Source organism: Salmonella sp. SJTUF15581 (genome assembly GCF_043356775.1).
In the GTDB taxonomy this organism is placed as follows: Bacteria; Pseudomonadota; Gammaproteobacteria; order Enterobacterales; family Enterobacteriaceae; genus Salmonella; species Salmonella enterica.
Genome location: NZ_JBEUJY010000020.1, coordinates 24,088 through 37,946 on the forward strand (window position 1 = coordinate 24,088; position 13,859 = coordinate 37,946).

The 13,859-nt window shown below is 52.1% G+C and carries 13 protein-coding genes; 8 read left to right on the plus strand and 5 right to left on the minus strand.

Annotated features, from left to right (window positions below):
• Nucleotides 1-44: 44 nt before the first annotated feature.
• A complete protein-coding gene (gene pmrG, locus ABVN36_RS22515) occupies nt 45-650 on the plus strand; it encodes a lipopolysaccharide core heptose(II)-phosphate phosphatase PmrG (RefSeq protein ID WP_000879258.1) in 606 nt (201 codons plus the stop codon).
• A gap of 44 nt (nt 651-694) precedes the next feature.
• Here pmrG and nudI read toward each other — a convergent pair whose 3' ends face one another.
• Nucleotides 695-1,120 carry a nucleoside triphosphatase NudI gene (gene nudI / locus ABVN36_RS22520; RefSeq protein WP_001249902.1) on the minus strand — a complete coding sequence of 142 codons (426 nt, stop codon included), beginning with the start codon at nt 1,118-1,120 and terminating at the stop codon, nt 695-697.
• 278 nt (nt 1,121-1,398) lie between these two features.
• On the opposite strand from nudI, the gene ABVN36_RS22525 reads away from it, so the two are divergent.
• The 7 genes from ABVN36_RS22525 to ABVN36_RS22555 all read left to right on the plus strand — a co-directional run bounded on the left by ABVN36_RS22525 (nt 1,399) and on the right by ABVN36_RS22555 (nt 7,859).
• Entirely contained in the window at nt 1,399-1,941 is a 543-nt protein-coding gene (locus tag ABVN36_RS22525) for a YfaZ family protein (protein ID WP_001670658.1), read from the plus strand.
• Nucleotides 1,942-2,055: 114 nt separating this feature from the next.
• Nucleotides 2,056-3,252 carry a nicotinamide mononucleotide deamidase-related protein YfaY gene (locus tag ABVN36_RS22530; RefSeq protein WP_000935685.1) on the plus strand — a complete coding sequence of 399 codons (1,197 nt, stop codon included), beginning with the start codon at nt 2,056-2,058 and terminating at the stop codon, nt 3,250-3,252.
• Nucleotides 3,253-3,501: 249 nt separating this feature from the next.
• The gene (locus ABVN36_RS22535) at nt 3,502-4,284 is read left to right on the plus strand and encodes an IclR family transcriptional regulator (RefSeq protein WP_000894173.1); all 783 of its coding nucleotides are present in this window, start codon (nt 3,502-3,504) and stop codon (nt 4,282-4,284) included.
• Nucleotides 4,285-4,297: 13 nt separating this feature from the next.
• Nucleotides 4,298-5,503, plus strand: coding sequence for an L-rhamnonate dehydratase (rhmD, locus tag ABVN36_RS22540; RefSeq protein WP_001530644.1), 1,206 nt, complete (start codon nt 4,298-4,300; stop codon nt 5,501-5,503).
• Between the two features lie 55 nt (nt 5,504-5,558).
• Nucleotides 5,559-6,848 (plus strand): MFS transporter, encoded by a 1,290-nt coding sequence (locus ABVN36_RS22545; protein WP_000028931.1) that lies wholly within the window; start codon nt 5,559-5,561, stop codon nt 6,846-6,848.
• A gap of 25 nt (nt 6,849-6,873) precedes the next feature.
• Nucleotides 6,874-7,677, plus strand: coding sequence for a 2-keto-3-deoxy-L-rhamnonate aldolase (yfaU, locus tag ABVN36_RS22550; protein WP_000992941.1), 804 nt, complete (start codon nt 6,874-6,876; stop codon nt 7,675-7,677).
• A 5-nt stretch (nt 7,678-7,682) separates the two neighbouring features.
• Nucleotides 7,683-7,859, plus strand: coding sequence for a hypothetical protein (locus ABVN36_RS22555; protein ID WP_001728027.1), 177 nt, complete (start codon nt 7,683-7,685; stop codon nt 7,857-7,859).
• Nucleotides 7,860-8,092: 233 nt separating this feature from the next.
• Here the strand turns inward: ABVN36_RS22555 and sseL are convergent, their stop codons facing one another.
• The 4 genes from sseL to glpA form a co-directional block, all read right to left on the minus strand.
• The gene (gene sseL / locus ABVN36_RS22560; protein ID WP_023138036.1) at nt 8,093-9,115 is read right to left on the minus strand and encodes an SPI-2 type III secretion system effector deubiquitinase SseL; all 1,023 of its coding nucleotides are present in this window, start codon (nt 9,113-9,115) and stop codon (nt 8,093-8,095) included.
• Between the two features lie 424 nt (nt 9,116-9,539).
• A complete protein-coding gene (gene glpC / locus ABVN36_RS22565) occupies nt 9,540-10,730 on the minus strand; it encodes an anaerobic glycerol-3-phosphate dehydrogenase subunit GlpC (RefSeq protein ID WP_001285726.1) in 1,191 nt (396 codons plus the stop codon).
• Complete coding sequence (gene glpB / locus ABVN36_RS22570; protein ID WP_000667161.1) at nt 10,727-11,986, minus strand: glycerol-3-phosphate dehydrogenase subunit GlpB; 1,260 nt, start codon at nt 11,984-11,986, stop codon at nt 10,727-10,729. The genes glpC and glpB overlap by 4 nt, the downstream gene beginning before the upstream one ends.
• The gene (glpA, locus tag ABVN36_RS22575; protein ID WP_000857205.1) at nt 11,976-13,604 is read right to left on the minus strand and encodes an anaerobic glycerol-3-phosphate dehydrogenase subunit A; all 1,629 of its coding nucleotides are present in this window, start codon (nt 13,602-13,604) and stop codon (nt 11,976-11,978) included. Before glpA ends, glpB begins: the two co-directional genes overlap by 11 nt.
• Nucleotides 13,605-13,859 lie beyond the last annotated feature (255 nt).

The window sequence follows — 13,859 nt, forward strand, 5'->3', positions numbered from 1 at the left end:
GTATTGCTATTAAGTTAGCTGCACTGTCTGCCTGAGAGGTTAATGTGCTGGCATTTACCCTACGCTTTATTAAAAACAAACGCTATCTCGCGACTCTGGCGGGGGCGTTGGTTATTATCGCCGGGTTGACCTCACAACATGCCTGGAGTGGTAACGGTCTACCGCAGATTAACGGTAAAGCGCTGGCGGCGCTGGCGAAGCAGCATCCGGTAGTCGTGTTATTCCGCCATGCCGAGCGGTGCGATCGTTCCGATAATACCTGCCTGTCAGACAGCACGGGGATTACGGTCAACGGTGCGCAAGACGCCAGAGCGCTGGGTAAAGCCTTCAGTGCCGATATACAAAATTACAATCTCTATTCCAGTAATACGGTGCGCACCATCCAGTCGGCAACCTGGTTTTCTGCGGGCAGGTCGCTTACGGTGGATAAAAAAATGATGGATTGCGGCAGCGGTATTTATGCTTCAATCAATACGTTACTGAAAAAGTCGCAGAATAAAAATATAGTCATTTTTACCCATAATCATTGTTTGACGTATATTGCAAAAAATAAGCGCGGCGTAAAGTTTGATCCGGACTATCTTAATGCGCTCGTTATGCATGCGGAAAACGGAAAACTCTTTTTAGATGGTGAATTTGTTCCCGGCTAGCCGCATGTTAAAAGCGTAAAGACAGCCTGAAGCGGCTGTCGTCATTATAATAACCCTTTCAATGCTAATGTGTGGCGTGTCGCTACATTCAAATCATACAGCGCCAGTTCTTCTGGCTTGACCCAGGCGTAGTCCTGAAATTCGTCGTTAATACATATATCGCGATTAGCGGAAACACAGTCGAAGATGAGATAAATCATATAAATCTCTTCTTGTCTGCCATCAGCGTAGGTTTTAACGCGGATATCGTCGCGGAAGGTCCACGGCGTAATATCGCTCAGAATCAGTTGTTCGCCGAGTTCCTCCCGAATCTCCCGACGCAGCGCCTCTTCAATGCGTTCGCCCGGCTCGACCCCGCCGCCCGACAGCGCCCACTGACCGGGAAAGACGCCGCGGTTGTCGGCCATTTTGCACAGCAGATAACAGCCATCATTTTGAATTAAAGGGCAAACTATAGTTCGTTGACGCATAAGTCGCTTCCTTAAACCACCAGGTCATCAGCTTAACAAATCGTTCTGCGAAATTCTTTGTGAAAAATGGAAGCGATAACGCAGACTGCGTTTTTTGTTAATCCAGTTGATGCAGGCGCCGCCATGTGATGGCGCAATGATGCGGCATGGCGAAAGTAGTATTTCGTTACAATATGTTTTTGGAATGGTTTTTTAGTGCATTGATTCCTCAGCGTCTGGCAGTACAATTCTGCCGTTTTGGGGAGTTTTTCTTTATGTGCTTGCTGGAAAGGGTAAAAATGAAAAAAAGCATATTATTAGGTTTTGCCGGAATGCTGTTCGTTTCTGCATCGGCGCAGGCCATCAGTATTAGCGGCCAGGCGGGCGAAGATTACACCAACATTGGCGTGGGTTTTGGTACGGAATCGACGGGACTGGCGCTAAGCGGCAACTGGATGCACAACGATGATGATGGCGACGCTGCGGGCGTGGGTCTGGGGCTGAACATTCCGGTGGGACCTCTGCTGGCGACGGTCGGCGGTAAAGGTATTTATACCAATCCGAAAGACAGCGATGAAGGCTATGCGGCGGCTGTCGGCGGTGGGCTACAATGGAAAATCGGCAACAGCTTCCGTCTGTTCGGCGAGTATTATTATTCACCAGATTCGCTGTCCAGCGGTATCGACAGCTATGAAGAAGCGAATGCAGGCGCGCGTTTCACCATTATGCGCCCGCTGAGCATTGAAGCCGGTTATCGTTACCTGAACCTGGCGGGTAAAGACGGCAACCGCGATAATGCGATTGCTGACGGCCCTTATGTTGGCGTAAACGCCAGCTTTTGATGCTAACGGCGCGGCAATCGTCGCGCCATATTCCTCCTGTTCCCGTCATTCTTCTTTCCACGTCATATTCGTCTTTGCGTTATAGTGTTTTCATCATAAGAGCAGGAGAACACAATGCTAAATGTGGAAATGCTATCCACCGGGGATGAGGTGTTGCACGGACAAATCGTTGACACCAATGCCGCCTGGCTGGCTGATTTTTTCTTTCATCAGGGCGTTCCGTTATCACGGCGAAATACGGTAGGCGATAATCTGGACAGTCTGGTCGCTATCTTGCGTGAACGCAGTCAACATGCTGATGTTTTGATTGTTAATGGCGGGTTAGGGCCGACCAGCGATGATTTAAGCGCGCTCGCCGCGGCAACGGCAAAAGGCGAAGGATTAGTACTGCACCAGGCGTGGCTGACCGAAATGGAACGTTACTTTCAGCAGCGCGGTCGCGTGATGGCGCCGAGCAACCGTAAACAGGCGGAACTGCCTGCCAGCGCGGAGTTTATTAATAATCCGGTCGGCACTGCCTGTGGATTTGCGCTCCAGCTCAACCGCTGCCTGATGTTTTTCACCCCCGGCGTACCGTCGGAATTTAAGGTTATGGTGGAGAAGGAAATCTTACCGCGGTTACGCGCGCGTTTTTCGCTGCCGGAGCCGCCGCTTTGCCTGCGGTTAACGACTTTTGGACGTTCAGAAAGCGACCTCGCGCAGCGTCTCGATTCACTGCCGTTGCCGCCCGGCGTGACGATGGGGTATCGCTCATCAATGCCGATCATTGAACTGAAATTGACCGGCCCGGCTACGCAACGGGAGGCGATGCTGGCGTTATGGCCAGAGGTCAAACGGGTTGCCGGGCAGAACCTGATTTTTGAAGGTACGGAAAACCTGCCGGCGCAAATAGCCCGCCGCCTGCAGGAAAGGCAGTTGAGTCTGACGTTGAGCGAGCAATACACCAGCGGCTTACTGGCGCTACAGCTTTCCCGCGCCGGGGCGCCTGTTCTTGCCAGCGAAGTCGTTCCTTCTCAGGAAGAGACGCTGGCGCAAACGGCGCACTGGACGACAGAACGGCGCAGCAATCATTATGCCGGTCTGGCGCTGGCCGTGTCGGGGCTGGAAAACGAACATCTTAATTTCGCGCTGGCGACGCCGGATGGCACGTATGCCTTACGCGTGCGTTTTAGCGCCAATCGGTATAGTCTGGCAATACGTCAGGAGGTCTGCGCGATGATGGCGCTAAATATGCTGCGCCGCTGGCTTAATGGCGAGGACATTACCAGCGAGCATGGCTGGATAGACGTGGTTGAATCATTGACATCATAATCCCTTTCTCTTATCTGCGATGGGAACGACATCGTGAGCCGGATAAGGCCGCTATGCCATTATCCGGCAATATTATCTGCTTTTTTGTCCAGCCAATTGTACTGAATACAAAGTAATACGTGCGTTAATTCACATTTATATGGTTAACCCTTCCACTCCGTTGGAAGGCGGATAAGCTTTGACGCGCTTCACAATTTTTTCCCTACTGACCTTTCACACTGATTCCAGTGTCTCAGACTGGAGTCCAATATGTTGGAATCAAGTAAAGTCCCGGCTCTTACTCGCGCAATCGACATCCTCAATTTGATCGCGCGTATTGGCCCATGCAGCGCGGCAATCATTATTGAAACGTTGCGTATTCCAAAAAGCACCGCGTACCTGCTGTTGAATGAATTAAAACGTCAGCGATTTATTAGCCTCGATCATCAGGAGAACTACTGCCTGTGGACTAAGCTTGTTGAATTGTCGGGTCATGCGCTCAGCAAGATGGATCTGCGGGAGCTGGCGCGTCCTCGTCTAACACAACTGATGGATGAAACCGGGCTGCTGTGTCACTTGGGGATCATCGACCACGAAAATGCGTATTACATACTGAAAGTGGAATCCTCATCCACTATCAGCGTGCGCTCGCATGAGGGGAAAAGCCTCTCTCTTTATCGTTCCGGCATCGGCAAATGCCTGCTGGCATGGCAGCCGGCCGCCGTACGCAAAGCCATTATTGAAAAAATGGTATGGGAGCGAGCCACGCTGACCACCATCACCGAGCCGCAACAATTGAATGATGAGCTGGAACGCATTCGCCAGCGTGGATGGAGCTTTGATAACGGGGAGGATTATCCGGATGTCCGCTGCGTTGCCGCACCGGTATTTAATGCCAGAAACGAACTGACCGCGGCAATTTCAGTGGTCGGCACGCGCCTGCAAATCAACGAAGAGAATCTTGATTATTTGGCCGGTAAAGCTATTGCCTGTGCCAAAGATATTTCACGCCTGTTGGGATGGAAAAGTCCCTTCGACTCACTCGCATCTTAAAATGGAGAATATTATGACTCTTCCTAAAATTAAACACGTTCGAGCCTGGTTTATTGGGGGCGCTACCGCAGAGAAAGGGGCTGGCGGCGGGGATTATCACGACCAGGGAGGAAATCACTGGATTGATGACCATATCGCCACTCCCATGAGCAAATATCGCGACTATGAGCAGTCTCGTCAGTCTTTTGGGATCAACGTGTTAGGGACGCTGATTGTCGAAGTAGAGGCGGAAAATGGGCAGACGGGGTTCGCCGTTTCGACAGCAGGGGAGATGGGCTGTTTTATCGTAGAAAAACATCTTAACCGGTTTATTGAAGGCAAATGCGTAAGCGATATCAAACTTATTCACGATCAGATGCTCGGCGCGACCATGTACTACTCCGGTTCCGGCGGTCTGGTGATGAACACGATTTCCTGTGTGGATCTGGCGCTGTGGGATCTGTTTGGCAAGGTGGTTGGGCTGCCGGTTTATAAATTGCTGGGCGGAGCGGTACGCGATGAAATTCAGTTTTACGCCACCGGCGCACGCCCGGATCTGGCTAAAGAAATGGGCTTTATCGGCGGTAAAATGCCGACTCACTGGGGACCGCACGATGGTGATGCGGGGATCCGTAAAGATGCCGCGATGGTGGCGGATATGCGTGAAAAGTGCGGGCCGGATTTCTGGCTGATGCTCGACTGCTGGATGAGTCAGGATGTGAACTATGCGACTAAACTGGCTCACGCCTGTGCGCCATTTAATCTCAAATGGATTGAAGAGTGTCTGCCGCCGCAGCAGTATGAAGGCTATCGCGAATTAAAACGCAACGCGCCTGCAGGGATGATGGTTACCAGCGGCGAACACCATGGTACGCTGCAATCCTTCCGCACTCTGGCAGAAACCGGCATTGATATTATGCAGCCGGATGTTGGCTGGTGCGGCGGATTAACCACGCTGGTTGAGATCGCCGCGCTTGCCAAATCGCGCGGGCAACTGGTGGTGCCGCACGGTTCGTCTGTCTATTCGCACCATGCAGTTATTACTTTCACTAATACCCCTTTCAGCGAGTTCCTGATGACCAGCCCGGACTGCTCCACCCTGCGTCCGCAATTTGACCCGATTCTCCTGGATGAGCCGGTGCCGGTGAATGGACGCATCCATAAATCAGTGCTGGATAAGCCGGGCTTCGGCGTCGAGCTTAACCGTGACTGTCACTTGAAACGCCCTTATAGCCACTAATAACTCGTGCGTTGCCTTTGTACGGCAACGCCCTCATCCTGTTGAGGATATTGCTATGAGCATCACTTTACTTGACGGCGTAGTGAAGAAAAACCGCGCACGTTTAATTCCTTTTATGTTGGCGCTGTATGTACTGGCGTTTCTGGATCGTTCAAATATTGGTTTTGCCAAAGAGACCTATCAGATAGATACCGGGCTAAGTAATGAAGCCTACGCGCTAGGGGCCGGTATTTTCTTTGTGGTTTACGCTTTCCTTGGCGTACCGGCTAACCTGCTGATGCGCAAATTTGGCGCAAGAACCTGGATCGGCACGACTACCCTGCTGTGGGGCTTTCTCTCTGCTGCGATGGCTTGGGCGGATAGTGAAGCAAAATTCCTGATAATCCGCACGCTATTGGGCGCGGCGGAGGCTGGATTTTTCCCCGGCATGATCTATCTAACTTCACAATGGTTCCCGCAGCGTAACCGTGCCAGCATTATGGGGCTATTTTATATGGGCGCGCCGCTGGCGTTAACGTTGGGTTCGCCGCTCTCCGGCGCTCTGCTGGAGATGCATGGTTTTATGGGGCACCCGGGATGGTTCTGGATGTTCGTTATCGAAGGCCTACTGGCGATTGGCGCAGGGATATTCACCTTTTTCTGGCTTGATGACACTCCGCAGCAGGCGCGTTTTCTTAGCCTGGAAGAAAAGAACGCGCTTATCAGGCAACTGGCGAGCGAAGAAGAGAAAAAGGTCACGTCAAGGCTTGCGGATGCGCTGCGTAATGGACGCGTCTGGCAACTGGCTATTATTTATCTGACGATTCAGGTGGCGGTATACGGACTCATCTTTTTCCTGCCGACCCAGGTTGCCGCGCTATTGGGCACTAAAGTGGGCTTTACCGCTTCGGTGGTAACAGCGGTTCCCTGGGTGGCGGCTTTGCTTGGCACATGGCTTATTCCTCGCTACTCCGACCGTACCGGCGATCGCCGTAACGTTGCGGCAGTGACGTTACTGGCTGCGGGTATTGGCATTGGCCTGTCAGGTCTGGTTTCTCCGGTGCTCGCTATTCTGGCGCTCTGTGTTGCAGCAGTAGGATTTATTGCCGTTCAGCCCGTATTCTGGACCATGCCGACGCAGCTACTTTCCGGTACGGCTCTGGCGGCAGGAATTGGTTTCGTTAATCTGTTTGGCGCTGTGGGCGGTTTTATTGCCCCAATTCTGCGCGTAAAAGCGGAAACGTTGTTTGCCAGCGATGCGGCGGGTCTGCTGACGCTGGCCGGAGTCGCCATCATTGGCTCATTAATTATCTTCACGCTGAGCGTTAATCGTCCGGTGGCGCAATCCGGCGCTGCGCATCATTAATCTTATCTACGTTGTAAGGATCGCTATGAACGCATTGTTATCAAATCCTTTTAAAGAAGGATTACGTAAAGGGGATACGCAAATTGGTTTGTGGCTCAGTTCAACCACCTCTTATATGGCGGAGATTGCGGCGACGTCGGGTTATGACTGGTTGTTAATAGATGGCGAGCACGCGCCTAATACGGTGCAGGACTTGTATCATCAGTTACAGGCCATCGCCCCATATGCCAGCCAGCCGGTGATTCGCCCGATCGAGGGAAGTAAAGCGCTCATTAAACAGGTACTGGACATCGGGGCGCAAACGCTACTGATCCCGATGGTTGACACCGCAGAACAGGCGCGCCAGGTCGTTTCCGCTACCCGATACCCGCCGTTGGGGCAACGAGGCGTTGGCGCGAGCGTGGCGCGTGCGGCGCGCTGGGGAAGAATCGACAACTATATGGCACAGGCCAATGAGTCGCTCTGCCTGTTGGTGCAGGTTGAAAGCAAAGTGGCGCTGGAAAACCTTGACGCGATTCTGGAGGTTGAAGGCATTGATGGCGTCTTTATCGGTCCGGCAGATCTCTCTGCTTCATTGGGTTACCCCGATAATGCCGGACACCCGGAAGTGCAGCGGATCATTGAAGCGTGTATTTATCGTATTCGCGCCGCCGGAAAAGCGGCGGGTTTTTTGGCGGTCGATCCGGCAATGGCGCAGAAATGTCTGGCGTGGGGCGCGAATTTTGTCGCGGTCGGGGTAGATACGATGCTCTACACCGAGGCGCTGGATAGCAGGTTGGCGATGTTTAAATCTGTTCAGTCAGTAAGCACGGCAAAACGTAGTTATTGAGAAAAATGCCGGATGGCACGTATGCCTTACGCGTGCGTTTTAGCGCCAATCGGTATAGTCTGGCAATACTTCAGGAGGTCTGCGCGATGATGGCGCTAAATATGCTGCGCCGCTGGCTTAATGGCGAGGACATTACCAGCGAGCATGGCTGGATAGACGTGGTTGAATCATTGACGGCATAGAACTTTTAGTGGGAAGGCCTGGCCTTCCCATCCTTATATACTTATAAATTCTTCGCAGAGCATCATTTCAGGATAAGAGCCTATCCCACCAGGCGTAATTGTTGAAGCCAGTTTGGGGTTGGCCAGCGTGCAGAAACCGGAGCGTACACGTAGTACGTGAGGATTTTGAGCACTGCCCGGTCCCAAAATGGCGAATAAAATAGCCTAATGGGATAGGCTCTAAGTACTCACCATTACTGGAGACTGTATTCATATATTTGTCGCCGGGTTTGGGTGTTAAATAGTGTTTGTTCCTCTACTGAAAGCGTTAAGAAATTTTCCGCAAATTCTCGTAGTGTGGTAGCAGGATCGTTTTGCCCGGCATTCAATAAGAGTTGAATTGTATGGTAACAAAATAGACCACAGCCGTTGGGTACATTATTCTGTAAATTAATTTCGATAAAATTAACCTCATCGCTTTCTGATATACCTGCAATCTTTGCTGCTTCTATAATCTCTTGCTTAGTATTTTCATTTAAATCATGATAACTGTTAAATATGAGACATTTTATTTTTTCTGCAAGTTTATAAAATAAACAGAGAAGCCAGTGATCTCCTGTATTTATCAGAAAGATTTCATTTTCACATAATCCTGATTGAGCAATCTTTTCAAGTAGCTGAGTGCTTAATATATTTTCTTTGGTGGTAGGATGAATAAGCCCAATGGGATAGTTTACCGAGAGAAAAGGTGATTCTTGAACCAGACCTTGCGTTGCAGCTGCCAACTCATCTGAAGACATCATTCGCACACCACACCAAAGATTTTCAACTCCAACCTGTTCTTTATCTGTCTGAGCGAACTGGTTGCCCATAATTTTATGTGCTATTTCTATTTTTTTAGAAAGGTCGGTTGTCGCGGAACCGGCCATATAAAGTAATCTGGAAGGGGCATGTAGCTTTTTCCACTCAGTATTATTTTTTGTTATATCGTTATTGGCAATTTGATGTAATACAAGGCAAGCCTGATTGATTTTTTTATCTATATCTGGTGAGCCCGATCTTTTTCCGCTAAAGAGTTCAAAAAGAAATTTCTCAACTCTATGTCCCAGGTCATCGTTGCGTAACGCAAGATTGCATAACAGATCAATACAATTCTGATCACCGTTCTCTACTGAGCTAAGCAACAACGCAAGCGTCTCATCGCTCACCTCTCCTGCATATAGGCTGTGAAATTGCGATATGCTCAATCGGTAAAGTGAATTTACACATATATTCATTTTGCTCTGTTTCCTGATAGGTGAAAGTAGCGAATATGATGTCATGTATAATTATTTGTAAAAATATTATTATTAGTGGGGATATATTAAATCAGGCATAGACCTGATTTTCTTATTATTCACATAACACTCAATTATTATTGGGGATATTCAGTTATCCCCCTCTTTAAAGGGGGCTGGTAACGCGTCGATACAAGAGATATTGCTCTATACACAGTAACGTCGTTATCTGTCATGCCACCATGGGTTAGCGGTCATGGTTAACCAAATAGGGCAGGTTATTGCAAAGAGACATCCGTGTTTATACCCAAAATAATCCGTAGCCAACACATAAGCAACTTGAAGTATGAAGGGTATATGTCTGATGGAAAATCGGCCCTGGTGAGTAGGGTAATAGCGCCGGAGGGACTCCGGCGCTTTTTACTTAGCCGAGCGCCTGGGCCAGTAGCGTAATGGGGTGTTCGCAGCGTTTGCTTGTAGACATCTCAATTTGCCACTTACAGGTTTCACAATCGGTGACGACAATGTCGGCGCCGCTCTCTTCAATCTGGCGGAACAGCGGCGCGCCGATGGACTGTGATGTCGGATAGTTTTCCTTTTTAAATCCATACGTACCGGCAATGCCGCAGCACTGTGAATCAAGTACCGTCAATTCAAGCCCCGGAATTTGCCGCAATAGTTCAAGCGTGTAAAGCGTCCAGCCCATTTTTTCCATATGACACGGCGTATGGTAGACCACTTTCAGCGGCAAAGGATTAAGCGGCAGCGTTTTCCCGGCATCCAGTTTGCGCCATAGCCAGCGGGTGGCCAGCTCGATATGTTCGCGCAGCCCGGCGTTGTCCACGTCCAGCACTTCAGGATATTCATCGCGCAACGCAAACGTACAGGTGGATGACGTGGCGATGACCGGAATACCTTTGACGGCAATCGCCTCGCGTAGCGACTCCACATTGCTGATAGCCTGCTTGCGAGCTTTATCCGTAAAACCGTTAGCGATCAGCGGTACGCCGCAACACTTCTCTTTACTCAGTAGCTGTACGCCGGTACCCATTGCGTTCAGCACCTTAATCAGATCTTTTCCGAGCTGCGGATGGTTGTAATTCACAAAACAGCCATGGAAAAAGGCGACCTGATCTTTGTATTTAGCCTGCTGCGCCGCCACGCTACGATACCAGCGGCGGAAGGTGCCGAAAGAGTATTTTGGTAAGGTGCGGCGATGATCGATTTTGAGCGCGTAATCAAGCAACTGGCGCACTGGCTTTAATGCGGTGGCGGTATTGACCACCGGCGCGAACGGCGTTGAAACGCTGCCCATCAGATCGGTATGGCTGAGAATAAAGTTACGCAATGACGGGCGCGTCGTATCGTATTTCGCGCGGGCGCGCTGGATGATATCGCCAATCTTCACGTCCGACGGACAGGCGACCTCACACCGTTTGCAGTTAATGCAATATTTCAGCGCCTCATCATACAGTGCGCCGTCTTTCAGACGCAGGCGTTCGCCATCCGGTCCGGCCTGTTTAGGGCCAGGGTAGCCAGGATTAACGCGGCTGACCGGGCACGCGGTGGTGCACACCGTACATTTAATACAACTTTCAAAACGTGTGTCGCTCATTGCTGTTCTCCTGCACGCTCAGCGATATGGTGCGCGGCCTGGAGGGCGCTGACTGCGCAGACGCCGCCGCCGCATCCCTCAGCTATAGGATCGAATCCCGCCAGCACAGAACCTATTGCATACAGATTTTCTACCGTGTTGCCCGCAAGGGAGGGGCGGAAGGCGTCATCCGTCACGACGCCAAACTGCTGCCAGGGCTGTGGGTCGAAGAAATGTTGTTGATACCATTCGGCGCGGGTGGCCGTTTGCTGTACGTCGAGCCCTAAAATAGGTTCGCGGATCCCTTCGCGCTCGGCAACCAGACCGCTACTAAAGAAGCTACCGCTGGCAAGTACGGCAAAACGCGGGCGCAGTGGGATATCGGCATGGTTGCGGGTCCATATTTCGCTCACGGTACCGCGACGGCAGGTGACTTTCTTCACTTCATCGCCCGGCATCCAGATGCCGCCCTGACGGACAAACTGGCGCTGGAGCTGATTGTGCAGACGAATACCGAGCACCGATGGCGGCAGCGTCGGCAGCAGCGTGAGCGCGCAGGGCAGACGTTCGTTAAGCCAGCGCCACAGCGTATCGTTCGCCAGCCCGAAACAGGCGGGCATGATGATCATGTCGCAGTTTGTCGCTATTGGCGACAGCGCGTCGTACAACAGTGGCCATTTTTCTTCGTTATCAAGCAGACGCGCAATATTGACCGCGCGAAATTCCGTCGGGTTATCACGCAGTACGTCCAGTTCCGGAAGGTCGATTTCTGCGGTTTCCACGTTGAGGTCGCGTTGGCGCAGCGACGCTGCCGCAAGGTGCGCCTGGAAATCCAGTAATCCGCTAACGCCGACGACGCAAATTCGCTGTGCGGATAACGGCCAGACCGGTACTTCCGGCGAGCTAAGCCAGGTTGAACGCAATGTGCCAAGCGGCGTGACACGCTGGTGCGCCTGCTGTACGTCGCCGTATAACTGCGCGCCGCTGGCGTTAAGTAGCGTTTGCGCCTGTTGCGCCAGCGTAAGGACTTTTTGCGCGCCTAAACGCGAATAAGGATGTTCAGGCGCCTGGCGGCACAGCGCATCAAGCCCGGCGGTAATGTCGGTTACCGGTTGGCCGTCGGGCAGGGTGCTGAGCAGATCCAGCGAGCCGGAAGAAAAATGCAGCGCGCTTTGTCCGCGGGTGACGATGGCGCAGCGTAATCCATGCTGCTGGAGTTGCAGTCCGCATAGCAAACCGGCGAGACCGCCGCCCATAATAACCGTATCAAATTTCATCCTGGTGCTCCTTCTCCAGACCGCATAATCCCTGATAAACCCAGCGCGTGAATTCGCTTTCGCGCAGCGCGTCTCCCCAGGCGACAGGTTGTACGCCTTTCCAGCGCTCATTCAGAAATTCAGAGAGTTGCGTAATAGATTGCGCCGCGGTCGTCACATTAAAACGCTGCAATAGCCCGGCCGCGCGGCAGGCGCACAGTTCGCCCTGGCAAGTGCCCATCCCTACGCGGGTGCGACGGCGCAGATCCAGCAGGCTATTCACGGTTAAGTTTTCGACGGCATACTGCACTTCCCCCGCCGTGACGGCCTCGCATTCACAGACCAGGCTACGGTGTTGGCGGCCTTCGCTCAGCCACCCCGGCGTGCGATCGCCATGCCGATAAACCGCCGATCCGCGTAGCGGCGCGGGAAGCGAGATAATGCGTTTCAGCGTATGTTCCGTAGACTCTTTTGAGCCAGGCAACGGCGTATCCGCCGTGATGCAGGGGCGAGTATTACCCAACTTGCGGCACACGGCGTCGGTTGCCCATTCCGCCATCAGGCGGTAAGTCATTAGCTTCCCGCCGGTAATGGTAATGAAGCCATCAAGCCCGTCGCGTTCGGCGTGGTCGAACAACACAATACCGCGGCTGACGTTACGACCGCTGGGATCGTCATCGCTGGCCACCAGCGGGCGGACGCCGGAATACGCGCGCAGAATACGCGTCTTCGCCATGACAGGGGCCAGTTTTTCCCCTTCACGCAGCAGGATATCGACTTCATCTGCGGTGACGCGGTTGCTGTCTATCTCATTGTAATCAATGTGGGTAGAGGTGGTGCCGATCAGTGAAATCGTATCGCCAGGTACCAGAATGTCGGCATCCGATGGTTTCCGACAGCGGTTAATGACATGCTGGTTGATCCGATGGTCCATGATCAACAGCGAGCCTTTCGCCGGGAACATGCGAATACTCAGGTCGGCGTATTCGGCGATCCGTTGCCCCCAGATACCTGCCGCATTGACCACCACCGGCGCGTGAAGCGTCTGGGTTTCGCCAGTGAGATGGTTGCGCACATGGACGCCGCAGACCGTTGCGCCTTCACGAATGAGCCCGGTCACTTCATGCGCCGTTAACACGATTGCGCCATGTTCTCTGGCATCCAGCATATTGGCGGCGGTAAGGCGGAAAGGGTCCACGGTGCCATCCGGCACTTTTACCGCACCGATGAGCGCAGGGTTAACGGAAGGTTCGATGATGCGAGCCTGCTGCGGATCGATGGCTTCAGCGCGAATGCCTGCCGCTTCACAGGCGCGAATAAAGGTGGCCTGAAACGCAAGATCATCTTCCGGCAACGTAATAAACAGACCATCCGTCGGTTCGACGCAATGGCGGGCGATCCGTTTTAAAATCTGGTTTTCACTAATGCACTCGCGCGCGGATTCCGCGTCGGTAACCGCATAACGAGCGCCGCTGTGCAGCAGCCCGTGGTTACGCCCGGTCGCGCCGGTCGCTATATCATGCCGCTCCACCAGAATGACACGTAAACCGCGCAGCGCGCAGTCGCGGGCGATCCCTGCGCCTGTTGCTCCACCGCCAATGATAATCACGTCACTTGCTTGCGAGTCGCGAGTTTTCATTGTTTTTCCTCACAGTTCGTTTTTTATCATTTAGCCATACAAATCATATGGAATGTTTGATTTCGCGCATAATCGCTCAGTATTCGAAAATGAAACGTGATTTCGTGCGCCTTTCTGAACATTAGTCATAAATCTGTAACAATATGTGCTGTAATTCACATTAACGTGACGTATCTTTACTTAACATCGCGGCCACACTGGGAGCAGCGGGGTTGTTTGAACAAACTGCGGTGTTTACCTCTAAATAAAATACGG

Excerpts from the sequence above, each read along its gene's own strand:
- nudI (WP_001249902.1), bottom strand. The coding sequence starts at position 1,120 with ATGCGTCAACGAACTATAGTTTGCCCTTTAATTCAAAATGATGGCTGT.
- ABVN36_RS22525 (WP_001670658.1), top strand. The coding sequence starts at position 1,399 with ATGAAAAAAAGCATATTATTAGGTTTTGCCGGAATGCTGTTCGTTTCT.
- ABVN36_RS22530 (WP_000935685.1), top strand. The coding sequence starts at position 2,056 with ATGCTAAATGTGGAAATGCTATCCACCGGGGATGAGGTGTTGCACGGA.
- ABVN36_RS22535 (WP_000894173.1), top strand. The coding sequence starts at position 3,502 with ATGTTGGAATCAAGTAAAGTCCCGGCTCTTACTCGCGCAATCGACATC.
- rhmD (WP_001530644.1), top strand. The coding sequence starts at position 4,298 with ATGACTCTTCCTAAAATTAAACACGTTCGAGCCTGGTTTATTGGGGGC.
- ABVN36_RS22545 (WP_000028931.1), top strand. The coding sequence starts at position 5,559 with ATGAGCATCACTTTACTTGACGGCGTAGTGAAGAAAAACCGCGCACGT.
- yfaU (WP_000992941.1), top strand. The coding sequence starts at position 6,874 with ATGAACGCATTGTTATCAAATCCTTTTAAAGAAGGATTACGTAAAGGG.
- ABVN36_RS22555 (WP_001728027.1), top strand. The coding sequence starts at position 7,683 with ATGCCGGATGGCACGTATGCCTTACGCGTGCGTTTTAGCGCCAATCGG.
- sseL (WP_023138036.1), bottom strand. The coding sequence starts at position 9,115 with ATGAATATATGTGTAAATTCACTTTACCGATTGAGCATATCGCAATTT.
- glpC (WP_001285726.1), bottom strand. The coding sequence starts at position 10,730 with ATGAGCGACACACGTTTTGAAAGTTGTATTAAATGTACGGTGTGCACC.
- glpB (WP_000667161.1), bottom strand. The coding sequence starts at position 11,986 with ATGAAATTTGATACGGTTATTATGGGCGGCGGTCTCGCCGGTTTGCTA.
- glpA (WP_000857205.1), bottom strand. The coding sequence starts at position 13,604 with ATGAAAACTCGCGACTCGCAAGCAAGTGACGTGATTATCATTGGCGGT.